The following is a 26,360-nucleotide window of genomic DNA, read 5'->3' on the forward strand; positions in this document are numbered from 1 at the left end:
TCTTAAGGCAAAAAATAATGATGCACTATCTAAAAATAGAAGGCAATGCCAAATTAAGCGGCGAAGTAAAGATCAGCGGAGCTAAAAATGCCGCCCTACCTATCATCGCCTTAACCCTACTTGCTAAAAATAAGATAAATTTAACAAATATCCCAAATGTCGCTGACATAAAGACGCTTTGCCAGTTGCTAGTTAATCTTGGTGCAAAGTGTGAATTTAAAGATGAGAACTCACTAAGTATCGACACAAGCAGCGTAAATTCGACCACGGCAAACTACGATATCGTTAGAAAGATGCGCGCTTCTATATTGACACTTGGACCGCTTCTAGCGCGCTTTGGTCACTGCGAAGTGAGTCTGCCTGGAGGCTGTGCGATCGGACAAAGACCTATTGATCTGCACCTAAGCGCACTTGAAAAAATGGGCGCAAATATCGAGATAAAACAAGGCTACGTCGTCGCAACCGCGCCAAATGGCCTAAAAGGCGCAAAGATAGTTTTTGATAAGATCACCGTAACTGGCAGTGAAAACATCATCATGGCAGCAGCTCTAGCGCATGGCACGACAGAGCTTTTTAACGTCGCACTTGAGCCTGAAGTGGTGCAAATTTGTGAAATTTTAGCAAGAAGTGGCGTTAAGATCGAAGGCATAGGCACGAGCGAGCTAAAGATCACTGGTAGCGGTCAAAAACTGCTTGAAATTTGCGATATCGAAGTCATCCCTGATAGGATCGAGGCTGGCACATACCTTTGCGCTGGAGCTATCACAAATAGCAAAATTTCAGTCACAAGGGCGAATGCTGCGCACATGACAGCCATTTTAAATAAATTTGAAGAGATGGGCTTTGGCATCGAAATAGACGGCGATAAGATCACGATTTTGCCGGCAAATGAGATAAAACCAGTCGAGATAAGAACGACTGAATATCCAGGCTTTCCAACCGATATGCAGGCTCAGTTTATGGCGCTTTGTCTTGCGGCAAATGGTGTTAGCACGATAGATGAGAGGCTTTTTGAAAACCGCTTTATGCACGTTAGTGAGCTAGCTAGAATGGGCGCAGATATCCGCTTAAACGGTCACATCGCAAGCGTTTATGCCCCTGCAAATTTAAATGCAGCTGATGTCATGGCGACTGACCTTAGAGCAAGCTCAGCGCTGATACTGGCAGCTCTCATCGCAAATGGCGAGAGTTTGGTGCATAGAATTTACCACCTTGATAGAGGTTATGAGAGACTGGAGGAGAAATTCAAAAGCCTTGGGGCAAAAATAGTTAGGCTTGAGGAGTAAAAATGCTAGTAAATGACGCACTTGAGGCTTTAAAAGCTAAATTTAAACCAAAAAATGAGAGCGAAATTTTACCCATTAGCGAGGCTCTTGGCAAAACCTTGGCAAATGACGTGATAGCCGTCAAAGACCTGCCCTGCTTTGATAACTCAGCGCTTGATGGATTTGCTGTTAAATTTGATGAAAAAGATGAACCTTATAAGATAATCGCAAGTGCCTTTGCAGGCGATAAAGAGCAGCTAGCTATCGGCAAAAACGAGTGCGTGAAGATAATGACAGGCGCAAAGATGCCAAAAGGCTCTGACACGGTCATGAGATTTGAAGACTGCGTCGTTGAGGGCGAGTTTGTAAAAGCGCCAGCCAAGCTTAAAAAAGGCGAGGCTTACCGCTTTAAAGGCGAAGAGACAAAGGTTGGTGAGATTTTACTAAAGAGTGGCGAAATTTTAAACACAAGAAGCGTGATGATGCTAGCAGCTCAGGGCATAAGCTTTATAGATGTGAAAAAGCAGCCTAGTGTTGGAATTTACTCAAGCGGCAACGAAATCATCGAGCCTTGGCAAAGAGCGAGCGAGGATGAAATTTACAACGCAAACGCACTTGGCATAGCTGCACTTCTTAGCTCAATCGGTCAAAAAAGCTCATATCTTGGCATCATAAAAGATGAGTTAAATGCTGTAAAGCAGGCATTTTTAAACGCTGCAAACTACGATATCGTTATCTGCTCTGGTGGAGCCAGCGCTGGTGAGGCTGACTTTATGAAGATAGCCCTAAGCGAGCTTGGATACAACGAAATTTTCTCACACCTTGACATAAGACCTGGCAGACCTTGCAAGGCTTATGAAAAAGATGGCAGGCTTGTTTTTATCTTGCCTGGCAATCCTATGGCTGCTTATCTTTGCACGATGATGCTTGTTTTGCCACTTCTAAAAAGTGAGTGTTTTGTGACACAAAAAGCTATAAATAGCGAAAATTTAAAGGTAAAATCAGGTAGAGCAAATGCGGTTTTTGGCAATATAACTGATGGCAAATTTATAGCAACTGACGGCGGAAAATATGGCTCAGGCATGATAAATCATATATTAAAGAGTGATTTTGTGTTGATAACTAGCCCTGATCAAGGTGAAATTTTACAAAATAGTGAAATTTCACTTATAAAACTTCCATAATCCTTGACAAATGAAAAACAATCTGATAAAATGCGGACTTCATTTTGATTGCGGGAATAGCTCAGGGGTAGAGCACAACCTTGCCAAGGTTGGGGTCGCGAGTTCGAATCTCGTTTCCCGCTCCATCTTTTTTATACTCATTTTTTTATTTTCCACAAAACTTTTAGCAAATGAAGTCAGCATCTATCCGATGTATTGCGTCGTAAATGATCAAATTTCACTTAGTACTTTTGGCTTTGAAGGCGAAGACAATGAAATTTTAAACTTAGAGGGCAAAAGAGCTGCCAAGATAGATAGTAAAAAACTCTATGAAATTCTAACAGCAAATTTTAAAACATATAATGACAAAAGCGGCGGCAGCGTAGCTTTTGTAAAAAACTGCTCTATCATGGATGAAATTCAGATGCAGTTTCTAAGAGAGATCAGCAACGAGTATCCAGGCATCAGCGTGAGCGATCTTAGCATCAGTCCGCAAAACAAACTCCCTGCAAATTTTAAGGACTTAGTCTTTAAAAATATCTTTCTAAACGATCAAAATAGCCAAAAAGGCGTTTTTAGAGCCTCATTTGAGGACGTTGATCTAAGTTTAAAGAGCCTTTATTTTAAATTTAGCTTTAACGCCAAAATGCCAGTTTTTATCGCCATAAATTCAATGAATACAAACCACATATTAAGCTTGCTTGACTACCAACCAACGATGATCGAGTTTAGCAAATGGCCGCGTGACGCACTCTTTGGACTTAGCGCCTCAACTCTTGTCACAAAAGTGCAGATAAGAAGCGGAGAAATTTTAACCAAACGCCAGTTTAACGCCATAAGCTTAGTAAAAAAAGGTCAAATGCTAAATGCAGTCTTAAGCGAGGGTGGCGTCAAGATAATCGCCGAGGTAAAGGCGCTTGAAGATGGAAATTTAGGCGATATGATAAAGATAAGAACAAGAGAAAATAAAATTTTACAGGCCACAGTTTCAGGCAAAGATGAGGCAGTTATAAGATGAAAAAAGTAGTTTTTGCAGCCACCGGAGCAAGTGGGGCTGGGCTTTTTCTAAAGCTAATAAATGCCGCAAAAGATAGCTGTGAGGCGCACGTCATAGTTAGCAAAAACGCCATGAAAGTCTTAGCGGCTGAAGAAAATTTGAGGCTAAATTTAGATGATCTTGGCGTAAAAATTTATGATGATCAAGACCTTGGCGCTGGCCCTGCTTCTGGCTCGTTTGGCACGGATGCGATGATCATAGCGCCCTGCTCTACTAATACTTTGGCAAAGGTCGCAAACGGCATAAGCGACACGCTCATCACAAGAGCTGCAAGCGTCGCACTAAAAGAGAGACAAGGGCTAGTTTTAGGCGTTAGAGAGATGCCATTTTCTGCGATCGCGCTCTCTCAGATGCAGCTGCTCTCATCTCTTGGAACTATCATCGCACCGCCAGTTTTAGGCTACTACGCAGGCATAAAGAGCCTTCAGGATATGGAAAATTTTATCATCGGCAAGTGGCTTGATGCTTTAAAAATCCAAAATAATCTTTACAAAAGGTGGCAAATTTGAAAAAATCTTGCATCTATCCAGGGACATTTGACCCTATCACAAACGGCCATTTAGACGTCATCATAAGGGCTACAAAAATTTTTGACAAAGTAATCGTCGCAGTTGCAAAAAGCGACAGCAAACAGCCGATGTTTGCACATGAAAAGCGCATCGAAATGGCAAAAGAGGCAGTTTGTGAGCTAAAAAATGTAAGCGTGCTTGGCTTTGATAACTTACTTGTTGATTTTGCTAAGTCGCACGGCATAAACACCGTCATCAGGGGGCTTCGCGCGGTTAGTGACTTCGAGTATGAGCTACAAATCGGCTACGCAAACGCTGCACTCTGGGACGAATTTGAGACGGTTTATCTTATGCCAAGCTTAAATAACGCCTTCATCTCAAGCTCGATCGTCCGCTCAGTCTTGCGCCACGACGGCGATGTGAGCAACCTAGTGCCAGCAAAAATTCTTAAAAATTTAAAGGCGTAAAATGTATGTTTTGTTTGAAGGCATTGACGGCGTTGGCAAGAGCACGCAGATAGAAATTTTAGCTTCTAAATTTAGTGATGCCATCGTCACAAAAGAGCCAGGTGGCACAAAGCTTGGTGAAAATTTACGTGAAATTTTACTAAGCTCAAGCATCAAAATAGGCAAAAGGGCTGAAATTTTACTCTTTTTGGCTGATAGGGCTGAGCATTTTGAAAAGCTGGTCGCTCCAAATTTAGGCAAATTGATTTTAAGCGACAGAGGCTTTATCTCTGGCATCGCCTACGCTTTGGCAAATGATGAAAACTTAGATGAAAACGTGCTTTTAGAGCTTAATAAATTTGCACTAAATGATAAATTTGCAGATAAGATAGTCTTTTTTGAAGCAAGCCATGAGCTTATAAGCTCTCGTCTAAAAAATAGAGGCACCAGCGATAAGATCGAGGCTCGTGGGCTAGAGTATCTTTTAAAAGTGCAAAGCCTGATGAAGCAAATTCTTATCAAAAATGGCTTTGAAACGCTTTTTATAGACGCATCTAAAAGCATAGAGCTAATTTCAAAAGAGATAGAAAATTTTATAAATTTTAAGTAAAATCACAAAAAAATAAAAAGGATAATGCGATGATAACGGCACTTCGTGGCATGAAAGATATGCTTCCAGCTCGCGCAAAACTTTACGCACAGATAATAAAAACCTGCGAGGAAGTCGCAAAAAACTACGGATATGAGCAAATTTTGACCCCGCACCTCGAGGAGACGGCGCTTTTTAAAAGAAGTGTCGGCGAAAGTAGTGACATCGTGGGCAAAGAGATGTATCAGTTTGAAGACAAAGGCGGCAACGACGTTTGTTTGCGTCCTGAGGGCACGGCTGGCGTGGTTAGAGCCTTTATCGAGGCAAAACTTGATAGGGCAAATGTGACAAAACGCTGCTTTTATCATGGCTCGATGTTTCGCTACGAGCGCCCACAAAAAGGCCGCTTGAGAGAGTTTCACCAGTTTGGCTGTGAGTGCTTTGGCGAGGGCAGCGTCTATGAGGATGCGAGCATTATCTTGATGGTGAGCGAAATTTTTAACAGACTAAATATCAAAACAACCCTAAAAATAAACTCCCTTGGCGACGAGAGCTCGATGAAGTCTTACAAAGCAAAGCTTGTTAAATTTCTAGATGAAAATGACGATAAAATTTGCGAAGACTGCAAAAGACGCAAGCTTTTAAACCCTATCCGTGTGCTTGACTGTAAGGTCGAGAGCTGCCAAGAAATTTATAAAAACGCCCCAGTTATCACTGATAGCCTAAGCGATGAGGCGCAGGCTGATTTTGCAAAACTGCAAGAAATTTTAACGGCAAATGGCGTTAAATTTGAGATAGACACTAAGCTCGTTCGTGGGCTAGATTATTACTGCAAGACGGCGTTTGAGTTTATCAGCAACGAGATCGGCTCACAAAGTGCGGTCGCAGGTGGCGGCAGATATGATAGGCTCGTTGAATATCTTGGCGGTAGAGCAAGTTACGGCGTTGGCTTTGCGATGGGCGTTGAGAGGATAATGGAAATTTTAGGCGAAGCTGATGATGAGCGAAACGGAGTTTATCTTTGCGCGCTTGATGCGACGAATGTTGATTTTATCTATAATCTTGGCTCAAAGCTTCGCAAAAAATATCAGGTTGAAATTTCTTATGAAGCCAAAAAACTTCAAAAACATCTACAAAATGCCGACAATAAAAATGTAAAAATTTTCCTTTGCGTGGGCGAAAATGAGATGAAAGAGAATAAAATTTGGTATAAAAATTTAGAAACCAAAGAAGAAAAAACGATAAATTTAGATGAGCTTGAAAAGGAGCTGGGATGAATGATTTTGGACTTAGCATTTGGGGCAATTCAAATTTTGTGATAGAAGATGGCAAAGTCTGCATAAACGAAGCTAGCAAGCCAGCGATCATCGACATCGTAAAAGAGATAAGAGACGATGGCTACAGAGGGCCGCTACTGCTTCGCTTTCCGCACCTTATCCAAAAGCAGATCGAGCAGATCCACGCAAGTTTTGCAAAGGCAAAGAAAGAGTTTGCCTACAAAGGCAGCTTTAACGCCGTTTTCCCGCTTAAGGTCAATCAATATCCTGGCTTTGTAAAAAACCTAGTTCGCCTTGGCAAGCCCTACAACTACGGCCTTGAGGCTGGTAGCAAGGCTGAGCTACTTCTAACTATGGCTTATAACAACGACAAAGCGCCTATAACGGTAAATGGCTTTAAAGATAAAGAGATGATAAACATAGGCTTTATCGCCGCTGAAATGGGGCATAATATCACGCTAACGATCGAGGGCTTAAACGAGCTTGAAGCGATCATCGCCATCGCAAAAGAGCGCTTTAAACCAAAGCCAAAGATCGGACTTAGGGTAAGACTGCACTCGACAGGCTCAGGACTCTGGGCAAAAAGTGGAGGCATACACTCTAAATTTGGTCTAACATCAACCGAGCTAATAGAAGCTGTAAAGATGCTAAAAAAGGCAAATTTACTTGAAAACTTCACGATGATACACTTTCACATCGGCTCTCAAATAAGCGAGATCCATCCGCTCAAAAAAGCACTCATCGAGGCTGGTAACATCTACGCTGAGCTTAGAAAAATGGGCGCCTCAAATTTAAAAGCTATAAATTTAGGCGGTGGCCTTGCGATCGAGTACTCGCAGTTTAAAGAAGAAAGCAGCAGAAACTATACGCTAAACGAATATGCAAACGACGTTGTTTATATGCTTAAAACCATAAGCGAGCAAAAAAAGGAGATCGAGCCAGATATTTTCATAGAGTCAGGTCGCTACATCGCTGCTTCTCACGCACTTTTGGTCGCTCCTGTGCTTGAGCTATTTTCTCAAGAATACACCGAAGAGAAGCTAAATTTAAAGAAAAACAATCCAAATTTAATAACCGAGCTAGTTGATCTTTATAAGTCAATCAAGCCTTCAAATGCCCTAGAATACCTGCACGACGCTATCCACCACACCGAGAGCATCCTCACACTCTTTGACCTAGGCTATGTCGATCTACAAGATAGGTCAAACGCAGAGGTACTTTTAAGGCTCATTAGCAAAAAAGCTGTCGTGATGCTTGGCAACAAGAGCAACTCAAGCGATCTAACTAAAATTCAAAAAGAGGTTCAAGAGAGATACCTGCTAAATTTCTCGATCTTTCAAAGCTTGCCAGACTTTTGGGGACTAAAACAAAATTTCCCTATCATGCCGCTTGACAGGCTAGATGAGCGCCCTACTTTGCCAGCTTCGATCTGGGATATCACTTGCGATAGCGACGGCGAGATCAGCTATGATGACGAGAAAAATCCGCTACTTTTGCACGACGTGGATGTGGAGAAGGAGGATTATTTCTTGGGATTTTTCCTAGTTGGCGCATACCAAGAGGTGATCGGCATGAAGCACAACCTCTTCACTCATCCGACAGAAGCTACCGTGGAGATAACAAGCGATGGCTACAAGATCACAAATTTACTAGAGAGCCAGTCGATCCTTGATATCATGGAGGACATGGACTACGATATCTACGAGATCCAAGACACTCTAAATGAGCGCTTAGAGAAATCAACTCTGATAAACGAAACACAAAAGAAGCAAATTTTGGGCGAACTTTATCTATTTTTAAATGATAATAGCTACCTAAAGACAATCAACTAAAAAGGACGAAAATGCAACTAGCAAACAGAATGCAAACATTAAGCGAGTCAATCACAATCGCGATCAGCACAAAGGCCAAAGAGATGAAGGCTGCTGGCATCGACGTGATCTCGCTTTCAGCTGGTGAGCCTGACTTTATGACTCCAAAAAAGATAAGAGAAACTGTAAAAAACGCACTTGATAACGATAGCAAAAGCGGCAAATACACGCCAGTACCAGGCCTGCCTGAGGTGATAGATGCCATTAGAGCAAAGCTAAAAAGAGATAACGGACTTGACTATAAAGCAAATCAAATCGTCACAAACATCGGCGCAAAACACTCACTTTTTAATGTATTTCAAGCGCTTATCAACCCAGGCGACGAGGTCATCATCCCATCTCCATACTGGGTGAGCTACCCAGAGATCGTTAAATTTTGTGGCGGCGTGCCTGTCTTTATCGAGGCGGACGAGAGCACAAATTTCAAAGTCACAGCCGAGCAGCTAAAAAAAGCGATAACGCCAAAAACAAAGGTCTTTTCACTAAATCACCCGACAAATCCAACTGGAGCTGTATATACAAAAGAGGAGATCGCGGCATTTGGTGAGGTTCTAAAGGGTACTGACATTATCATCACAAGCGATGAAATTTATGAAAAAGTGATCTACGGCAAGAAATTTCACGCCGTAGCCTCAGTAAGCGAGGATCTTTTCAAAAGAACGGTCACGATAAATGGCCTAAGCAAGTGTGGTGCGATGCCTGGCTGGAGATTTGGCTACATAGCAAGCTCGATGGACTGGCTAATTGCTGGCATCAAAAAGCTTCAAAGCCAAAGCACAAGCAACATCAGCTCGATCGTGCAAATAGGCGCTATCCCATCGCTTCTAGGCGAAACTGATGACGATATCGAAAACATGAGAAAAGAGTACGAGAAAAGACGCGACGTGGCAGTTGAGATGATAAATGCTATCCCTGGGCTAAGCGTAGTTAAGCCTGATGGCGCGTTTTATCTATTTGTAAAATGCAAAGAGGTAGATGGCGACTCACTTAGGTTTTGCAAAAAGATGCTTGAAGAGGCGAACGTAGCGACCGTGCCAGGTGTGGGCTTTGGTATGGAGGGATACTTTAGAATTTCTTTTGCGACAGACATCGAGAGCATAAAAAAAGCGATCGAGAGGATCGCAAATTTTGTAAAAAGCTACAAAATTTAATGATCAAATTTAGAGTAAATGGCAAAATTTTCGAGCTTGAAAACGATATAAGCGTTTATGATTTTTTAGCTCAAAATGGCTATGAGCTTAAATTTATAGCCCTTGAGCGAGACGGAGAAATTTTGCCAAAAAAGCTTTGGAGTGTGCGCTTCATGAGCGAGGGCAAAGCTTATGAGATCGTCACTTTAGTTGGCGGTGGATGAGGAGAAAATGATAGAGATAATACTAAATGGCGCAAAATTTAATGTGCCAGCAAAAAGCCTTGGCGAGCTAAAAGAGCTTGCGCTTGGCGATAAAGAGAGTGAAATTTATAAATTTTTAGAGAAATTTAACGCGACAAAGCCTGACATTTTTATCGTTGATGGCTTTGCCATAAAAGAAGATAGCGAGCTAAAAGATGGCTCAAACGTCGTATTTATAAGGCGTGGCGTGATGCCTGAGCGTGAAGTTTTACGCGCGATGATCGCTTCACGAAACAGCCCTGAACTAAATTTGGCCCTAAGTAAAGCGGTGATCGGCGTGGCTGGACTTGGCGGTCTTGGCTCAAACATCGCGCTAAGCCTAGCTAGAGTTGGCGTAAAAAAGCTAGTGCTTGCCGATTTTGACGTTGTTGAGCCAAGCAATCTAAACCGCCAGCAGTATTTCGTCCGCCACATCGGTTTAAAAAAGACGCAGGCGCTTAAAGAGCTGATAAATGACGTCAATCCCTTTGTCGAGGTCGAAACTCACGATATATTTTTGGACGAAAAAAACGTGGCTAGCGTCTTTGGCGAGTGCGAAATTTTATGCGAAGCCTTTGACAACGTCGCTGGCAAGGCGATGATACTAAATGAAGCTGGGGCAAGTTTAAAAGGTAAAAAGATCATCGGCGCCTCTGGCATGGCTGGATACTTTAGCTCAAATCTCATAAAAACCATAAAATTTGCCAAAAATGTCTATCTTTGCGGCGACCTCACAAACGAGGCGAAGATCGGTCAAGGGCTCATGGCGCCGCGCGTCGCAGTCTGCGCAAACCACGAGGCAAATTTGGCCATTAGACTACTTATGGGCTTGGAGGCGTAAGTGCAAAGTGGTAGTTTGATCCTTGGCGGTAAGGAGTTTCAAAGCCGCTTTATCCTTGGCTCTGGCAAGTACTCGCACGAGCTCATCGACTCAGCCATAAACGAGGCTGGAGCGCAAATTTTAACCCTTGCTCTTAGGCGCATAAACGAGAGCAAAGAGCGAAATATACTTGACTTTATCCCAAAAGGTGTGACGCTTTTGCCAAACACAAGTGGCGCTAGAAACGCCAAAGAGGCCGTTCGTATCGCCCAGCTTGCACGTGAGCTTGGATGTGGGGAGCTTGTTAAGATAGAGATCATAACTGACTCTAAATTTCTCTTTCCAGACAACGCTGAAACCATAAAAGCGTGCGAAGCCTTGGCAAATGACGGCTTTGTGCCAATGCCATATATGTTTCCAGATCTAAATGCCGCAAGAGCGATGCTAAGCGCAGGAGCTAGCTGCATAATGCCTCTAGCTGCGCCCATCGGCTCAAACCAAGGGCTAGTTTTTAAAGATATTATTGAAATTTTGATAAACGAGCTTGATACACAGATCATAGTTGATGCTGGCATCGGCAGGCCTTCACAAGCGTGCGAAGCGATGGAGATGGGAGCGGCTGCTATCATGGCAAACACAGCCATCGCCTCATCTAAAAATATCCCACTCATGGCAAGAGCCTTCAAAGAGGCGATCATCGCTGGTCGCAACGCCTATCTAGCAGGCCTTGGCGTAAAGAGCAAAAGTGCAAACGCCTCATCACCGCTCACTGGATTTTTAGACTGATGAAATTTACTAGAACCGACCACATGCAGCTACTACCTCACATGCAGGATGTTGGCAGCGACATTATGGATGAGATTTTAAAAGAGCGTGCTAGCTACAAGCCAGAAATTTATACCGAAGCAGACGTAAAAGCAGCTCTAAACGCAAAGCACTGCTCGCTTGAAAATTTAAAAGCCCTACTCTCGCCTGCTGCAGCGCCATTTTTAGAGCCAATAGCCAAACTTGCTCAAGCAAAAACAAGGGCAAATTTTGGCTCAAACATCACACTTTTTACTCCGCTTTACATAGCAAACTACTGCGATAATCTCTGCGTTTATTGCGGTTTTAACGCCAAAAATAATATAAAAAGGGCAAAGCTAAGCGACGAAGAGATCACAAGGGAGTTAAGAGAAATTTCAAAGAGTGGCTTAGAAGAAATTTTGATCCTAACTGGCGAGAGCGAGACTAACTCAAGTGTCGCTTACATCGCAAACGCCTGCGCTTTGGCGAAGAAATTTTTTAAAGTCGTTGGAGTTGAAATTTACCCGCTAAACTCTGAGGACTACGCCCTGCTTCACAAAAGTGGCGCAGACTACGTGACCGTCTTTCAAGAGACCTACAATCCCACAAAATACGAGAAAATCCACCTTGGCGGCAATAAAAGGATCTTCCCATACCGCTTAAATGCACAAGAGCGAGCGCTTCTTGGAGGCATGAGAGGGGTTGGCTTTGCGGCACTTCTTGGTATAGATGACTTTAGGCTTGACGCCTTTGCGACCGCACTTCATGCGAGCTTAGTTCAAAAAAAGTATCCGCATGCCGAGATCGCATTTTCATGCCCAAGGCTTCGCCCTATCATCAACAACGATCGCATCAATCCCCGCGACGTGGGCGAGCGCGAGCTTTTGCAAGTGATATGCGCTTATAGAATTTTCATGCCAACAGCTAGCATAACGATCTCAACCAGAGAAAAGGCTAAATTTCGCGACAATGCCGTAAAGATCGCCGCAAACAAGATAAGCGCTGGCGTAAAAGTAAGCATCGGCGCTCACGGCGAAGAGAAAAAGGGCGACGAGCAGTTTGAGATAAGTGATAGCAGAAGCGTGGATGAGATAAAAGCAATGATAAAAGCAAACGGCCTAGAGCCCTTGATGAGCGAGTATATCTATGTTTAAAATTCTCTGCGTAGCCGACTTTGAAAGCTATGGTGGCGATGACTTTTTAAAGAGGATAGAGCTACTTTGCAAGGCTGGCGTGGATGAAATTTTGCTTCGTGCAAAGGGGCTAAGCGAGGCTCAATTTTATGATCTTGCTAGGGTTGTGGCTCAAATTTGTGAAAACTACCGCAAGAAATTTATCATTAATCAATTTTTTGACGTAGCTTGCAAGCTCAAGAGCGACTTTTGGCTCACTTCGACGCAGCTTGATTTTTTTAAAAATCACGGCGTTTTTTTAGATGAATTTAGAAAAACAGCTAAAATTTACGCCCCAGCTCACGACCTAGAGCAGGCTAAAATTTCAGCCACTATCGCTGACGTGCTCGTTGCTTCTCATATATTTGCCACCTCTTGCAAGGCGGGTTTAGAGCCAAAAGGGCTAAATTTTATAAGTGAGCTAAAAAGCTTTGATAAAGAAATTTACGCACTTGGCGGACTGGGCAACCAAAACTACAAAGAGGCCATAAAAGCTGGCGCAAATGGCATTTGTTTTATGAGCCTAGCAATGAACAGCGATATGGAGCTTATAAAAAAGATAGCAAAGAGCAAAAACGAGCAAATTTAGCTTTATTTGCATAAAATTTTACATATTATTTTATATATAAAACTACGTAAGATTAAATTTATAGACTATTCTTAGTCCTCTCATAAATCAAAATAAGTTTTACAACAGATCAACTTGCACGCCGTCTTGGATCTCTACAAAAACGGTATGCTTTGAATTTATTGTGTTGCCATTGATAGTTTCTTGGCGATTAAAGGTAGCTTTATAGACTTGATTTACCGCGTCACCATCGCTTGTGACATCTACTTTGTTGTACGTATCGCCAACGACGCTATGTTTATTATTTAGCGTGGTGATATCTGCTTTTGTGGCTTTTACAAAATCATGCGTAAGCTGCACCAGGTCTTTACTATCGCCTATAACCTTTAGCACGGTATTTACGCTCTCGCTGGCTGCGCTATTGCTCGCATCTCTTGTGTTTCTACTATCTATGATGTCAAAGATGCCATTTGGGCTAAATTTTATAGATACAGCTTGATCTGCGCTACCAAGTTGCACTTTTTCAAAGTTATTTATCTTTTTAACATTGTCTAAATTTGAAAAATCCACATCATCAACCACTATAAGTGTATCTACACCACCTTTGCCGTCTATCGCCCTGCCCTTACTATAAACAAAAGCATCATCTAGGTTACCGCCTTTTACGTCGCCTTCTTGTTTTAGATAGATTGGGTCTCCAAAATTTGCCTCGCTATATTTGCTTGTATTTATCTCGTAAGAATTTGTAGTGCCTATCTTTTTTATAAAATCATTTTGAATGAGCGCTTCAACATAGTTGTTGCTAAAGAGGCGAGTACCACTATGCTCTGATCCTACTAAAGTGTCTATCGGATAAGGTCCACTAGCTGGCGCACTATTTTTTTGCATTATGTATAAAGATAAATTCATCTCACCAGTTCCGTCCATATACTCCATATCAAATTTATAAAAGCCAGCTTTATTAAATGTAAAATCCCTACTCCACCATTGACCATTTTTGCCATATGATACCTCTGTGGATGGATTTATAAATGTTGTTGCACTTCCAAATTTTTGTGTATTGCCATTTATAGTTAGCTCTACATAGTTGTGTAGGTCGGCTGCTCTTACTGAGTATGTTCCAGGAGCATTTACATATATCCAACCATCCATTTTCATGACAAGGTCAGAGCCAACAGGGTTTGACTCACCAAGCGTGTAGTTGCCAGGCTTGCCTTTTAATGTGCCATTTGCAAAGCTTATGTTTTCTCCCGTGCCAGCAGTCGTATCTACGCCGTTTCTAAATTTCTTTGGTGCGTATGGATTAGATGCGTCATACAAGGCATCGCTACCATATCTACCCACTCTTGCTAGATCTTCTGCATGCATATTACCTTGATCAGACAGGGTCTTATAGTGCGTTCCAGAGGCAAACTGCACAACGTCATATGTAGTAGAGGCACTTGGAGAGTAAATTTTGATATAGTCTTTATAGATGGATTTGCCCCCTCGCTGCGAATAAACACCAGAATCGCCACCAACTCTAGCCCTCCACGATGGATCTACGTAGTTATAAAACCACATATCAGCGTCAAGGCCGCTGTTACCGATAAATGTCACCGTGCTAACAGAGACATTTCCTGCGGTGTCGGCATTTTTTATCATGAAATTTGCTCCAGTGCTGTTTGCTGGCAGGGCAAAATTTTCAGAATAGCTGTGCGTATCATCAAGAGCTGAGCTTTTATGGACGGAATTTAACAGATCGTAAAGATCTACTTTGTTTATGGTGTTTTTATTTAGCGTGTTGTTGCCACTCGCATCGGTGCCAACGCTACCTGAGATATCTACACTAGTTACATGTGAAGTTGCCGTTGGAGTGCCGATCGCATCAGGGGTGGCGTCTAGATCTACGTGAACTATCAGATCATCATCCTTTGTGTCATCACTCTTTAAAACGGTCGCTCTTATGTTTGAGTATCTCTCATCTAGCTTTATACCAAGGGCCTCAAAGTCCATATTTACACGCTTATCTGCACCGACTGTTAGATCTATATATGTTTGCCCGCTTGGTAAAATTTTGGCATTGCCATGATCATCCTCAAGTGCTAAACGAAGCTTTGTGCCAGGATCGCGGTCCACGCCAAATACAATATTTGGCTGTTCGTCATTAGTAAGTGAGATGTTGTACTCTTTTATAGTTTTTGTCTCATCATCAAAGTTATTTTTCTGGATAACCTTCTCATAGTCCTCTACCCTAAGGTATTTAGCGATATTTATAGCTCCGCCATCTATCTGCGTGGCAAGCTTGACGTCATCTATGTAGCTTAAAATTCCAAAGTCAAAGAGCCTACCGCGAACGCCATCTGTCGTGGTGACCTCGTTTGGTGTCGTGATAGTAGCCCTAACAGGCGTAGAGTGATCGACCGAGATAGGGACATTTGGTATGCTAAATTTGCCATCTACTATAGGAAGTGGCGCTGAGCCGTCACTTGGCAATGCGGTTAGTCCATCGTCGCTTATTGTGTATTTGACCGTTGTGGTTACAGCTGGTATGGTCGGAGTTGAGATAGTGACGCTTACATTGCTTCCTGGTTTTGCGTTGCTAGGTACGTAGATATCAAGGTCGCTTTGGGTTGATGGTGAGCCAGAAGGCGTGGTGATGCTATCAATTAGCCCGTCGCCGTCATTATCTCTTGCAAACTGCACCTTTATGCTGTTGTCTACGGTGATCTCGTCTGTGACTGGGTCTGCTTTGTTGCCAGCTTTGTCGGTAAATGTGGTCGTGAAATTTGTCGTAACGCCATAAAGTTTTGTAGTGGTCTCTATGGTGCCATTATTTACACTAATAGCTACGCCATCATCTCTTGTGGCACTATATGCGCCGGATGCGTTTTGAGAAATTTTAATGGTTATCTTATCTGTTTTGCCGTCGCTTCCTGCGATATCTATCTCAAATTTATCGCCATCTTTTGCATCATTTGGAATTTTCATCTTTATAGAAGTCTTCGCACCATCAGGGCTAAAGCCACTCTCTTTACTGGTTAGCACCCCATCTTTGTTCTCATCTTTTGTAAATTCAACATGTGGAGATCTAATAGGCGCAACCGTATCGCTTGAAATTTCACTCACACTAGAGGCTTTTTGTACGCCAGTCGCGCCATCAATGATCGTCGTGCTTAGCTTTTTCCTGCTTGGATCAGTTGAGCTTGTAGGGTCAGCGACTGTGATCTTGCCATTTTGGATAGAGATAGTCTCGCTACCGCCATCAAGCGTGGCAGTAAGTCCGTCAGGTGCGATAGTGTAGGTCTTTGTAACACTTGTCGGTGTGCTAGCTGGGTCATCGACCTTTATACGGATCTTGTCGCCAACTGCGGCGTTGTTTGGCACGTAGATATCGATAAGCGACGCTGTGCCACCACTTTTAGCTAGTTCGGCTGCATTTATAATGCCATCTTTATTTTCATCAAGGGTAAAAACGGCGATCGGATCGTTGTTGTTTGTGATAGTTATCGTATCCGTAGCACCTGGGTTGCCTGATTTGCTTATTATTTGGATATTTACATTTGTTGGCGTTGATGATGAAATTTTAACAGCACTTGCCACGTTAAAGCCGACATTTCCGCCGCTCTCACTTGTGAGTGGATAGCTCTCGCCACTATCTTTATCCACAAGCGTGCCACTAGATGTTTTAACAAGCGTCTTTTCATGCAAAGTGCCGTCAGGATCAGTGGTAGTGAGCTTTATCTTATCGCCTATTTTCATATTTGGCGATAAAACGATCTTCGCATCGTCGCTTGGCGTACTGCTGGCTGGATTAAAGCCATTTTCGCTAGCGTCTATCACGCCATCGCCATTTAGGTCTTTGCCTAAAATCACCTTTGTAAAGCTAAGAGCTGGCGTAACAGTATCAACGCTTGCGGCTGCCTTTGCTGGAGCTGAGCTGGCACCACTTGCTAACGTGATGCTAGAGCTTACATTAAACGGGGCATTTGGCGTGATAGCAACGCTTGGGATGATAAATTCTTTTTGATCTGGATTTGTTGCATTTGGCGTGATAGGCAAAATTTCGCTTGGATTGTTTTCATTTATCACGCTTGTGCCTGCAGGATCTACTTTGTAAGAAAGCGTGGTTTTTACGCCGTTATTTACAACTTCTAGCGTTACTTTGTCGCCTGGCTTGAAGTCGTTGTTAAAAGCAACAGCCATGCTTGTGTGATTAGGATCGCCGCCTGCTTCTGCGATATTGATATAACCATCGCCGTCAAGGTCTTTTAAAAGTGCGATGCTAGGCGCTGGTATAGCTGGAGCGCTCTCTTTTTGCTCAGCCGCTACTGGCGCTGCTCCGCTAATAGAACCAACCGGCATTGCTGGCTCGCTTGAGATGATAGCTGGTAGCTCTAGCGTACCGCCATCAAACCAAACTACGTTTGAGATGTGCCCTTGCGTGTCAAAATTTGACCCATTTATGCTTGCTGCGTCGCTACCATGACTTGAGCCATGAGAGTGGTGGCTAGAGCCTTGAGCGCTTTCGTCGCTGCTTTTGCTACTAGACTCTTCGCTCTCGCCAAAAATCCTTCTCTTGTCCTCTTCTACTTGCGCTTCATTGCCTTGGTCGTCAAATTTTGCATTTGATAGCTCTTTTGTGATGATAATAGTTTGTGGTTCAAGTAGCGTGATAGGCGCAGCGTGATCGAAATTTATAACAATAGTGTCGTTGCTGCTTTGCGTGATGATCTCATCGCCCAAAAATATCTCGTCGCCCTGCTTTAGCAAGATCAACTTTCCGTTTCGTTTTACAAAAACTTTTCCACTTATCTTTGCGACGACACCAACGCTTTGCATCTTTCATCCTTTAAATTTAAAACTAAAACATCCATTTAAAATTTTCACGCGATTATAACCAAAATAATAATAATGTAAATAAAAAATCTATATAAGAATTTTTGTCATTTCTGGGTCGTTTTTAAATTTAAAAACTACTTGATTTTTTATAAATTTACCAAAAAAACGCTGCTAGCTTTTAGTAAGATAAAATTTTAAATTTTTATGAAATTTGCCAAAGAGATGTTTTATCGTTACAAAGTAAATTTTAAAACGATAATGTTATTAAAATTTGCATATTTTTGATAAGTAAAATAGAAATTTGGTATAAATTCTTAAGGAATTCCCACGCCAAAAGACGTGGGATAAATTTACGCTATCTTGCTAGCGTCGATGATGTTTAGATCAAGACCTAGCTCTTCGACAGATAGACCAAGTGCAAGACCTACAAGCTGAGAGAGGTGGATGATAGGTTTTCTAACATCTGAGTGGTTCTCATCTTGATATCTCTCTTGATAGATGTCAAGTTGCATTTGACAAAGTGGGCACGGAGTCACAACTACGTCTGCGCCATTTTGATCAGCGTTATTTACGATCTGGCTTGACATTTTTCTTACTGATTTTCCAGCTGGATAGCTAGCGTGGAAGCCGCAGCAGTCAAGTCTTTTCTCAAATGGCACGATAGTAGCACCAAGTGCGCTTACAACAGTTTCAAAGCTCTTTGGATTTACCGAGCTTTCTCTGTTATGTAGATCTTTTTCAGGTCTTAGGCTGTGGCAGCCGTAAAATAGCGCTACTTTTAGACCGCTAAGTGGCTTAACAACCTTTGCTCTTAGCGTATCAACATTTTGGTAAAGCTCCCAAAGAAGGCTTGTTACCTCAGATGTACCATTATATTTCATATTGCCTTCAGCTAAAAATGTATTGATACGATCTTTTGCGCCCTTGTCAAGCGTGCTTTTAGCTCTTGTTAGAGTTAGCATACAAGTTGAGCATGTCGTAAGCATCGGCATATTCATCTGCTCTGCAAGCGCTATGTTTCTAGCATTTGCTACAAGTGTAGCCATAGGATCTACGTCTTGTGCTTGTTGAGCACCACAGCAGCTCCAGCCCTTTATCTCGTGAAGCTTCCAGCCAAGTACTGGAGCGATGGCCTCAAGCGACATCTTAGCCTCTTTAGCTGCTTGAGTGAGTACGCATCCTGGGAAAAAAGCGAATTCATTTTGCATAATTACTCCTTACTAGCAGCTTTGCGAGCCGCATTTATCATTTTTACTAGATCGTCATGTCCTTCTATATCTTCTTCGCCAAATACATGAAGCGGATTCATCTTGCCAGCAAGCATTAAGTTTGCAGCGATGTCTAGTTTGCCCATATTTTTGATAACACCTTCTGAACGAAGTGCAAGTCTAACCTCATTTAGTCTGCCTGAGCCATCAACTAGATCAGTTAAGAACGCCTCAGCGTGATCTGGTCCCATGCCCTCATTAAAGCCTTTTTGTATAGCCATGATACGAAGATCAGTTATATCAGCGCATGCGCTTATACCTTTTGGACAGCGATCAGCACACTCTTGGCATTTTACACACATCCAAAGGCCATTATCGATAGCTGGTTTTAGGTGTGGCATAGGATCTTTGCTACGTGAGTCAAAGGCAGCCCTATAAGCATGAACAAATACAAATGGCTGCATATAGTCACTCGCGTCTGCTTCAAGTTTATTACACTCGCTAGCGCATGCACCACAAAGTATGCAGTCCCATTCAAGTGCGACTTTGTCGTACTCTTTTTGGCTTTGCTTACAGCCTTTTTCGGCGCTAAATTCTGGCTTAGCTGTTATGCTAGGCTTGATCTTGCGTAAATTTTCTATACTTGGCTCCCAATTCACCATAAGGTCTGAGATAACCTTGAAATTTCCAAGTGGTGAAATTCTAATAGTATCTGGGTTGCCATACTCAGCCAAAAGCTCATTCATCTTTGTATCGCAAGCTAGATATGAGTGACCATTTACTCTAACAGCGCACGCTCCACATATCGCTGAGCGACAAGATGCTGTGAAATTTAATGTCGCATCCTTTTTTTGTTTGATATCAAAAAGCACTGTTAAGAGCGTTTTACCTGCGATCTCTTCGTTTGTTAGCTCATAAGTTGATTCATATTTTTTAGTTCCGTCAAAACGGTCGATAATAATTTTCATCCTAGCTCCTTACTCTGGCTTCTTGCCGTCAAGTGAAAATATGCCTGTCACAACATCTTTGTAGCCAAGCTCCAACTTGCCGTCTTTTAGTGTAACTATGCTGTGTTTTAAGAAATTTACATCATCTCTTTTTGGATAGTCCTCTCTTGTGTGAGCGCCACGGCTCTCAAGACGATTTTGCGCTGCAAGACATGCTGCACGAGAAAGAAGTATAAGGTTGCCAAGCTCGACGTAGTCAGTAAATGCTGTGTTCATTACTGGGTTTTGATTTGGCACTTTGATGGTGTCATATTTTGCTTGGATAGCTTCTAGGTTTTTAGAGAGCTGATCTAGTTTTGCGCCAGTTCTAAAGATACCCATTAGATCCCAGTTGTTTTTACCAAGCTCTTCGCGAAGTGCGTACATATCATTTACGCCGCCCTCACCTGTTGCTATGGCTTTAAATTTATCTTGCCACATTTTTGCTAGCTCAGAAGTCTTTTTGCCGCTTGCAAATTTTGCATTTTGAGCGTAAGCGCCAGCACCTTTGCCAGCTAGATCACCAGTTACAACTGCGTCAGTTAGGCTGTTTCCACCAAGGCGGTTTGCGCCGTGGATAGATACGCATGAAGCCTCGCCACCTACGTAAATTCCAGGGATTTTTGTGCTCATATCATCAAATTTAGCTACCTCTATGCCACCCATTGAGTAGTGAGCTGTTGGGCGGATAGGCACTGGTTGCTCGACTAGGTCGATGTCTTGGAAAAGCATCGCTGTGTGGCGAATTTTTGGAAGCTTTTTCATAATAGTATCTTTGCCAAGGTGGCGAACATCACAAAGTACATAAGCACTCATACCCTCGCCAAAACCCCTACCTTCGCGGATTTCTGTCTCGATCGCACGAGCGACGACGTCACGGGGAGCTAGCTCCATTTTTTCATGATAGTTTTTCATAAAGCGCTCGCCCTTGTTGTTTAACAAGTAACCACCCTCACCACGAGCAGCTTCTGTGATAAGTGTGCCGCCGTTTTGAACGCCAGTTGGGTGAAACTGAAGCATCTCAGGGTCTTCAAAACCAAGACCTACTTTAAGCGCAGCAGCGATACCATCGCCTGTTGCTATAAATGGAACTGAAGTGCGGTTATAGAAAATTCTAGTGTATCCGCCAGTTGCGATGACTAGAGATTTGCAAAGAACTGGGTAAATTTGACCATCTTGGATGTTGCGAAGCACGACACCTTCGACCTTGCCATCCTCAAGACCGATCTCAAGTAGCTCATGATCCATTAAAAATTTAACCCCAGCTGTGATAGCGTCGTCAAGACAGGCGTGCATCAAAACGTGGCCAGTTTTATCGGCTGCGTAGTTACAGCGTTTTTTGCTAGCGCCACCCATGAAACGAAATGCCACGTCGCCATTATCTTTACGAGAAAAAAGCATGCCGTTGTAGTCTAGTTCGTGGATAACTGCGCCTGCTGCCTCGCAAAATTTCACAACTGCATCTTGATCAGCAAGATAAGCTGCGCCTTTTACGGTGTCATAGGCGTGAAGCTTGAAGCTGTCGCCGTTACTAAAGTCAGTAACGCCGTTTATACCGCCCTCTGCCATACAGGTCGCGTTACGTGATGGCATCATCTTTGTAGCGACAACGACGGTTGAGTTTGGATATTGCTTGCGAACGGCTGTTGCTGCACGAAGTCCAGCACCGCCAGAGCCGATTATTAGCACATCAACAGATGGCAAGCCATTTTCATTGCCCTTTGGCAACTCGCCAGCAAAAACATTGGTCGCACCAGCTGTTGTAGCTAGCGCACCTACGCTGATACAGGCGCTTTGTAGAAATTCTCTTCTGGTAAATTTTTCACTCATTGATAACTTCCTATTTTAATAAGTTTATTAGCGTTAAAACGCACCGCCAGTTCATTTCTTAATATTTTTTAAAATAAGTAGATTAATTAAAAAATTAATGATGTAACTTTACATAAAATTTACTTAAAAGAAACATAAGAATTTATTTTAGGTTATATAGTGAGATTTGATAGCTAAAATCATTTAGAAAAAGACCATTTTATCGTGTTTGTAGCTACTACTTATAAATTTATTATTTTGATAAAAATGAAAAATGATATTACCACGCAATATATACTAATAAAAATAGACAAAATGTTATAAAATAGCCAATTTTACGTATCTTTGAGGATATTTCTTAAAACTAAATAAATAATTAAAACTAATAAATTTAAATGGGATAAAAATCGTATTATTATCAAAAATCATATAAATTTGTAAATTTTTGATATCTAGAGAGTAAAATAATAGATAGCCCCGTAGTGTCTGACTGAAATAATAAAGCTTAAATTTATATCAAATATCTCAATATCATCAAGTGACGGATACCAGATATCGCTAAAAAATTTAAAGAGATCATCAAAGCGCAAAATATCAATGCTCTTAAATTTATTAAAATTTATGCAAATTTCATTTGGCGTGGCGATGCCAAGCTTGCTAAAAGCGGTCTTGAGATCAAAATTTGCTTCGTCCGCATTAAAGCCATCAAACTTGCTAAATTTATCTATCTTAAAAAACTCATCTATATCATTTAGACTAAATTTATGAAGTAAATTCTCTCTTAGTTTTAAGCACTCACCAGCCGGCAAGCTCCTAATGATAGGCATATCAAAGCCATATTCTTTGCGGAAATTTTCTAGTTTTATCTGATCCATTTTGGGAGGTTTTGGCTAAATTTAAATTTAGCCAAATTTTCTATTTCAAAAGCTCTTTTGCGTATTTTAGGCCTAGCTCGTAAGCTTGGGCGTTTGCTTCTTTGACCTTAGCTGGCACGCTTGCTAGCATCTCTTCACGCACTAAATTTTCATCCATGCACCTACTCATCGCCACAGCCACACCAAGGGCTACTACGCTTTGAGTGATGACGTTTCCGACCTCGTCTTTTGCGATAGAGATGATAGGAATTTCATAAATTTTCCAGCGCTTTTTGTCCTCATCACTTACTTTTACCAAATTTGGCTCGACAACGATCGCACCGCCCTCTTTCACGCCACTTTTAAAGGCATCGTAGCTTATCTGCGCAGTTGCCAGCATAAATTCTATCTCGCCCTCGTTTGCATAAGGATATAAAATTTCTTTCTCATCAAGTATGATATCGACCTTCGTTGGACCGCCACGCACCTGAGATGTGTAGGTAGATGCCTTGACGCCGTAACCGCCCGCTTTTATCTTGGCGGCTGAGAGGATCTCGCCTGCTAGTATGACGCCCTGTCCGCCAACGCCGACAAATCTTAGTTGTGACTTCATGCTAGCTCCTCAAAATTTATCGCTTCATTGCTCATAGCAGCCCTTCTTACCTTGTCGTAAGCCTTAGTGTATTCGATCTTTTCTTCATCTTTGTGAAGCACGCCAAGTGGGAAAATGCCCTTTTTCTCTTCGTCACTTAGCATGTCAAATTTGACCTTGCTCGTCGTGCGGCCCTTTATCCACTCTAAATTTTTCACCGCCTCGCCCATTTTGTTCTTGCGGCCTAAATTTATGTGGCAGTTTGAAAATACATCAAAAAAGCTGTATCCATCGTGGCTAAAGCCCTCTACAAAGAGCTTTGTAAGCTTCTCTGGCTCGATGACGCTTCCACGTGCGACAAAGCTAGCGCCTGCGGCAGTTGCGAGCTTACAGGCGTCAAAGCTAGGATCGATGTTGCCGTATTGCGCTGTGACCGTCCACATGCCCTTTGGCGTGGTTGGGCTGGTTTGCGAGTTGGTTAGTGCGTAGATGAAGTTGTTGATTAAGATATGATTTAGCCCGATATTTCGGCGACATCCATGTATCGTGTGGTTGCCTCCGATAGCTAGTCCGTCGCCGTCTCCAGTTACCACGATGACGTGCTTGTCTGGGTTTGCCATCTTTACGCCAGTGGCATATGCTACGGCTCTGCCGTGAGTTGTGTGGATGGTGTTGCAGTCGAGATATCCGCTAAAACGCCCAGAGCAGCCTATGCCTGAGACCACGCAAACGTCGTTCATGTCCCAGCCCATGGTGTCGATAGCACGGATGAGAGCCTTTAGTATGACGCCGTCGCCGCAGCCCCAGCACCAAAGAGTAGGCATTTTATCTGTTCGTAAATATTTATCATAATTAAAAGCCATAAATTTCTCCTATCTTCGCCTCGATCTCGCTTGGGCTTATCGGTCTGCCGTTTGCTTTTAGCAGTTTTGCAAAGTCATCTCTTAAGATGATCTTTGAAATTTCGCCACTATATTGACCTAAATTTAGCTCGCAGACTAAAATTTTCTTAAATTTATCTGATATCTCTTTTAGCTTTTTAGCTGGAGCTGGAAAAAGTGTGAGTGGCTTAAATAGCCCTACTTTTAGCCCTTTTTCACGTAAATTTAAGATCGCTTGCTTAGCTGAGAGAGCCACGCTACCAAAGGCGATGATGCAAATTTCAGCGTCATCAAGCATAAATTCTTCAAATTTCTCGCACTCATCAGTGTGTAAATTTATCTTGTTAAACAGCCTATTCATCGAGTATTCAACGATCTTGCCATCTTCTGTTGGAAAGCCAGTTGAGCCGTGATGAAGCCCAGTTATGTGGTAGTGGTAGCCTTTAAAGAAAGGATTTAGCGTGGCTGGCGCGTCTGGTGCTGCCTCGTAGGGTTTATACTCTTTTGGCTCGCCACTAAATTCTTTTCTTTTATAAATTTCTAGCTCGCTGATTTCTGGCAAACTAACCCTTGCTTGCATGTGGCCTATCGTCTCATCAAGTAGCAACATAACTGGTGTCATAAACCTAGCTGCGAGATTAAAGGCGCGAACCGTCTGCGTATAGCACTCCTCTAGGCTACTAGGGGCTAGCACTATCATATTTACATCGCCATGAGTTGGGTTTTTAGCCTGCAAGATATCGCCTTGCGCTACGCGGGTTGGCAAGCCAGTTGAAGGGCCACCGCGCATGACATTTACGATGACAAGCGGTATCTCAGCGATAAATCCAAGGCCTATTTGCTCAGCCTTTAGTGAAATTCCTGGACCAGAACTTGCAGTCATTGCCTTAGCACCGCTAGCACTTGCACCAAGAGCTACTGAAATCCCAGCTATCTCATCTTCCATTTGTATAAATGTGCCGCCATGTTTTGGCAAAAGCACGCTTAGCTCGTGGGCGATCTCACTACTTGGAGTGATAGGATATCCGCCAAAGAAGTTACAGCCGCACTCGACCGCAGCCCTTGCTACTAGGGCATTTCCAGTTGATACTACCTCTCTCATGCGCTCTCTCCAAGTTTTGCAAATTTATTTGCCTTTACAGCCGCAGCTCGCTCTTTGCTTTCAGGCGTTAGCTTTGCAAATTTAAAGCCTTTATCAGCCACATAAATGGCAAAATCAGGACAGTGAAGCTCACAGTCACGGCATCCTATGCATGAGTCGGCATAGACCACCTCTATCATCTTGCCAAGCACCGCCTTTGGCTCAAGCCTCATACCTAGCACGCCTGCTGGGCAGTAGCTCACGCAGACATCACAGGCCTTACACCTGCTCTCATCGACCCAAACTGGGACATTTTCTTTTACGATCATATATCTTCCTACTCTAAGTTTTCTTTTAAAAATTTGATATTTTTTCTAATTTCAGCTTCACTTTTGTTTAGCTGCTCTTGCTCGTCTTCGTCTAAATTTAGCTCTAAAATTTCTTTTAAGCCATCACGTCCGAGCCTTACTAGCCTGCCGCAGCTTAGCTCATCATCTATTAGCACGCTAGCGCTTATTATCTCATCGCTCTTGCCAACGATCATCTCGCACATCTTCACAGCCGCAGCCGCTGGTGCGTAGTAAGCTGAAGTGCCAAGCAGTTTAACGATCTTTGCGCCACCAGTGCTTGTCTCTTTTTTGAGCACTTTTAGCTCATTTTCATTTAAATTTTCACTGATATTGCTAGCTGACACGATCATCTCGTCATTGTGAGCGCCGACGATCTTTGCTATTAGCTTGCTGGCGTCCTTATCTTTTAAAAGCGCTAGCTCATATCTGCACCTTGCGCTATCTAGCTCGCCAGCCATGCCGATCACTTTGTTTTTGCTAAAACCACTAAATTTATGAGCCGTCCAGACCATCACATCAAGCGGATTTGTGACTACGATTATCACTGCGTTTTTGGCAAATTCAGCTATCTTTTGCGCAGTTTGCTTTACGACAACGGCGTTTTTAAGTAGCAGATCTTCTCTAGTTTGACCCTCTTTTCTTGGGCTTCCAGCTGTGACTATGACGATGTCACTGCCTTCAATTAGCACAAAATCATCGCCACCACAAACGCTAGTTTTAGCGTTAAAGACGCAGCTTGACTGCGCTAGGTCGATCGCTTTTGCGCGCGCCACATCGCCAAATATATCCACAAGCGCGATCTCATCGCAAAGCTCTCTCATACAAAGCGCATAAGCTATGCTAGCACCGACGTTTCCAGCTCCAACTACACTTATTTTCATCT

General features: G+C 42.8%; 24 protein-coding genes and 1 tRNA gene. 15 read left to right on the forward strand and 10 right to left on the reverse strand.

Annotated elements, in window-relative coordinates; translation table 11 throughout:
* The first annotated feature begins 17 nt into the window (after window positions 1-17).
* From murA to MTT09_RS05870, 15 genes are all read left to right on the forward strand, one after another.
* The gene (gene murA, locus MTT09_RS05800) at window positions 18-1,286 is read left to right on the forward strand and encodes a UDP-N-acetylglucosamine 1-carboxyvinyltransferase (protein WP_103589679.1); all 1,269 of its coding nucleotides are present in this window, start codon (window positions 18-20) and stop codon (window positions 1,284-1,286) included.
* A gap of 2 nt (window positions 1,287-1,288) precedes the next feature.
* A complete protein-coding gene (locus MTT09_RS05805; RefSeq protein WP_429803090.1) occupies window positions 1,289-2,449 on the forward strand; it encodes a molybdopterin molybdotransferase MoeA in 1,161 nt (386 codons plus the stop codon).
* Between the two features lie 50 nt (window positions 2,450-2,499).
* A tRNA-Gly gene (locus MTT09_RS05810) sits at window positions 2,500-2,574 on the forward strand.
* Between the two features lie 65 nt (window positions 2,575-2,639).
* The gene (gene flgA / locus MTT09_RS05815) at window positions 2,640-3,446 is read left to right on the forward strand and encodes a flagellar basal body P-ring formation chaperone FlgA (protein ID WP_021089076.1); all 807 of its coding nucleotides are present in this window, start codon (window positions 2,640-2,642) and stop codon (window positions 3,444-3,446) included.
* Entirely contained in the window at window positions 3,443-3,994 is a 552-nt protein-coding gene (locus tag MTT09_RS05820; RefSeq protein WP_429803092.1) for a UbiX family flavin prenyltransferase, read from the forward strand. The genes flgA and MTT09_RS05820 overlap by 4 nt, the downstream gene beginning before the upstream one ends.
* Window positions 3,991-4,461, forward strand: a complete 471-nt coding sequence (gene coaD / locus MTT09_RS05825; RefSeq protein ID WP_012001782.1) for a pantetheine-phosphate adenylyltransferase — start codon at window positions 3,991-3,993, stop codon at window positions 4,459-4,461. The genes MTT09_RS05820 and coaD overlap by 4 nt, the downstream gene beginning before the upstream one ends.
* Window position 4,462: 1 nt before the next feature.
* The gene (gene tmk, locus MTT09_RS05830) at window positions 4,463-5,050 is read left to right on the forward strand and encodes a dTMP kinase (protein WP_103575503.1); all 588 of its coding nucleotides are present in this window, start codon (window positions 4,463-4,465) and stop codon (window positions 5,048-5,050) included.
* A 29-nt stretch (window positions 5,051-5,079) separates the two neighbouring features.
* Window positions 5,080-6,306: a histidine--tRNA ligase gene (gene hisS, locus MTT09_RS05835; protein WP_429803094.1), complete on the forward strand. Its 1,227-nt coding sequence runs from the start codon at window positions 5,080-5,082 to the stop codon at window positions 6,304-6,306.
* On the forward strand, window positions 6,303-8,138 hold the full coding sequence (speA, locus tag MTT09_RS05840; protein WP_009293792.1) for a biosynthetic arginine decarboxylase: 1,836 nt from the start codon (window positions 6,303-6,305) through the stop codon (window positions 8,136-8,138). The genes hisS and speA overlap by 4 nt, the downstream gene beginning before the upstream one ends.
* An 11-nt stretch (window positions 8,139-8,149) precedes the next feature.
* Complete coding sequence (locus MTT09_RS05845; protein ID WP_107697747.1) at window positions 8,150-9,328, forward strand: pyridoxal phosphate-dependent aminotransferase; 1,179 nt, start codon at window positions 8,150-8,152, stop codon at window positions 9,326-9,328.
* Window positions 9,328-9,531, forward strand: coding sequence for a sulfur carrier protein ThiS (gene thiS / locus MTT09_RS05850; RefSeq protein WP_429803096.1), 204 nt, complete (start codon window positions 9,328-9,330; stop codon window positions 9,529-9,531). The genes MTT09_RS05845 and thiS overlap by 1 nt, the downstream gene beginning before the upstream one ends.
* A gap of 7 nt (window positions 9,532-9,538) precedes the next feature.
* Window positions 9,539-10,390 (forward strand): sulfur carrier protein ThiS adenylyltransferase ThiF, encoded by an 852-nt coding sequence (thiF, locus tag MTT09_RS05855; protein ID WP_429803098.1) that lies wholly within the window; start codon window positions 9,539-9,541, stop codon window positions 10,388-10,390.
* Window positions 10,391-11,155 carry a thiazole synthase gene (locus MTT09_RS05860; RefSeq protein WP_429803100.1) on the forward strand — a complete coding sequence of 255 codons (765 nt, stop codon included), beginning with the start codon at window positions 10,391-10,393 and terminating at the stop codon, window positions 11,153-11,155. It begins immediately after the preceding gene.
* Window positions 11,155-12,309: a 2-iminoacetate synthase ThiH gene (gene thiH / locus MTT09_RS05865; protein WP_429803102.1), complete on the forward strand. Its 1,155-nt coding sequence runs from the start codon at window positions 11,155-11,157 to the stop codon at window positions 12,307-12,309. Before MTT09_RS05860 ends, thiH begins: the two co-directional genes overlap by 1 nt.
* On the forward strand, window positions 12,302-12,916 hold the full coding sequence (locus MTT09_RS05870) for a thiamine phosphate synthase (protein ID WP_429803104.1): 615 nt from the start codon (window positions 12,302-12,304) through the stop codon (window positions 12,914-12,916). The genes thiH and MTT09_RS05870 overlap by 8 nt, the downstream gene beginning before the upstream one ends.
* Window positions 12,917-13,015: 99 nt before the next feature.
* Here MTT09_RS05870 and MTT09_RS05875 read toward each other — a convergent pair whose 3' ends face one another.
* The 10 genes from MTT09_RS05875 to MTT09_RS05920 form a co-directional block, all read right to left on the reverse strand.
* Window positions 13,016-17,716 carry a hypothetical protein gene (locus MTT09_RS05875; protein WP_429803106.1) on the reverse strand — a complete coding sequence of 1,567 codons (4,701 nt, stop codon included), beginning with the start codon at window positions 17,714-17,716 and terminating at the stop codon, window positions 13,016-13,018.
* A 350-nt stretch (window positions 17,717-18,066) separates the two neighbouring features.
* Window positions 18,067-18,924: an 8-methylmenaquinol:fumarate reductase membrane anchor subunit gene (gene sdhE / locus MTT09_RS05880; RefSeq protein WP_429803108.1), complete on the reverse strand. Its 858-nt coding sequence runs from the start codon at window positions 18,922-18,924 to the stop codon at window positions 18,067-18,069.
* Between the two features lie 2 nt (window positions 18,925-18,926).
* Window positions 18,927-19,892 carry an 8-methylmenaquinol:fumarate reductase iron-sulfur subunit gene (gene sdhB, locus MTT09_RS05885; RefSeq protein ID WP_429803110.1) on the reverse strand — a complete coding sequence of 322 codons (966 nt, stop codon included), beginning with the start codon at window positions 19,890-19,892 and terminating at the stop codon, window positions 18,927-18,929.
* A 9-nt stretch (window positions 19,893-19,901) separates the two neighbouring features.
* Window positions 19,902-21,740, reverse strand: coding sequence for an 8-methylmenaquinol:fumarate reductase flavoprotein subunit (gene sdhA, locus MTT09_RS05890; protein WP_429803112.1), 1,839 nt, complete (start codon window positions 21,738-21,740; stop codon window positions 19,902-19,904).
* A 431-nt stretch (window positions 21,741-22,171) separates the two neighbouring features.
* Window positions 22,172-22,594, reverse strand: a complete 423-nt coding sequence (locus MTT09_RS05895) for a heat-shock protein (protein ID WP_429803114.1) — start codon at window positions 22,592-22,594, stop codon at window positions 22,172-22,174.
* Window positions 22,595-22,634: 40 nt separating this feature from the next.
* Window positions 22,635-23,186 (reverse strand): 2-oxoacid:acceptor oxidoreductase family protein, encoded by a 552-nt coding sequence (locus tag MTT09_RS05900; protein ID WP_429803116.1) that lies wholly within the window; start codon window positions 23,184-23,186, stop codon window positions 22,635-22,637.
* On the reverse strand, window positions 23,183-24,028 hold the full coding sequence (locus MTT09_RS05905; RefSeq protein ID WP_021091283.1) for a 2-oxoglutarate ferredoxin oxidoreductase subunit beta: 846 nt from the start codon (window positions 24,026-24,028) through the stop codon (window positions 23,183-23,185). Before MTT09_RS05905 ends, MTT09_RS05900 begins: the two co-directional genes overlap by 4 nt.
* Window positions 24,018-25,148, reverse strand: a complete 1,131-nt coding sequence (locus MTT09_RS05910) for a 2-oxoglutarate synthase subunit alpha (protein ID WP_429803119.1) — start codon at window positions 25,146-25,148, stop codon at window positions 24,018-24,020. The genes MTT09_RS05905 and MTT09_RS05910 overlap by 11 nt, the downstream gene beginning before the upstream one ends.
* Window positions 25,145-25,456, reverse strand: a complete 312-nt coding sequence (locus MTT09_RS05915; RefSeq protein ID WP_009293870.1) for a 4Fe-4S dicluster domain-containing protein — start codon at window positions 25,454-25,456, stop codon at window positions 25,145-25,147. Before MTT09_RS05915 ends, MTT09_RS05910 begins: the two co-directional genes overlap by 4 nt.
* An 8-nt stretch (window positions 25,457-25,464) precedes the next feature.
* Window positions 25,465-26,358: a lactate/malate family dehydrogenase gene (locus MTT09_RS05920; RefSeq protein WP_429803121.1), complete on the reverse strand. Its 894-nt coding sequence runs from the start codon at window positions 26,356-26,358 to the stop codon at window positions 25,465-25,467.
* Window positions 26,359-26,360: the final 2 nt, after the last annotated feature.

The sequence above is a fragment of the Campylobacter concisus genome, from assembly GCF_050447505.1.
GTDB classification, from domain to species: domain Bacteria; phylum Campylobacterota; class Campylobacteria; order Campylobacterales; family Campylobacteraceae; genus Campylobacter_A; species Campylobacter_A concisus_BP.